The following is a 643-nucleotide window of genomic DNA, read 5'->3' as shown; positions in this document are numbered from 1 at the left end:
CGACCGGACGCCTGATGGCGAGACGAAGACACCCAGCTTACGCAACTCGTTCGAAGTGCGGGCCTGGCCATAAGCCGGGAAATCAGTGGCGGATTTGATCACCGCGTCCTCGGTTGCCTGATCCACCCGGTTCGCAAGATTAGGCTTGCGCCGCGTGCGCTCGAACAGCGCCGCCACCCCACCGTCCTCGACCGCCGATTTGTAGCGGTAGAACGTGTCGCGTGACATGCCCATGACTTGGCAAGCCTTCGAGACATTGCCCAGCTCCTCGGCCAGGATCTGCGTAAGCGTCCGGTCTGACCGCCCCTATAGTGCGGTTTTCCATGGCAGGAGATCATCGACGCGGTTGATCTTGTAGTCTGGAATGCGGGCGAGTGTGTCGGCAAGCCAAGCCTGCGGGTCGATACCGTTCAGTTTGGCGGTTTCGATCAAAGTGTAGGCGATCGCGGCGGCGCGACCACCGGTCTGTGATCCGACAAACAGGTAATTCTTGCGCCCGATAGCCAGTTCCTGTTCATTCTGCCCATGTCGGGTCAGTTTATCGCGTGCACTACAGGTGGCACGCGTATTTTGGTGTCGATGTTAAAGTCTATCGGTCCTATCGGCGTGGTGATGGGATGTATGTGGGGATTGAACGGGACCC

1 protein-coding gene and 1 pseudogene are annotated in these 643 nt (G+C 58.9%); both read right to left on the bottom strand.

The annotated features are described in order from the left end of the window. Window positions 1-279, bottom strand: a 279-nt coding sequence (locus tag ACFWW2_RS01760) for a helix-turn-helix domain-containing protein (protein WP_393925643.1), incomplete at its 3' end; no start/stop codon positions are given. A gap of 27 nt (window positions 280-306) precedes the next feature. Continuing rightward, window positions 307-507: pseudogene (locus tag ACFWW2_RS01755) on the bottom strand (transposase domain-containing protein); the annotation flags it as partial. Window positions 508-643: the final 136 nt, after the last annotated feature.

Origin of the sequence: Yoonia sp. R2-816 (assembly GCF_046762905.1) — a bacterium.
Taxonomy (GTDB): domain Bacteria; phylum Pseudomonadota; class Alphaproteobacteria; order Rhodobacterales; family Rhodobacteraceae; genus Yoonia.
Note: the sequence above shows the minus strand (reverse complement) of the source record. Positions and strands in the feature narration are given on the sequence as shown.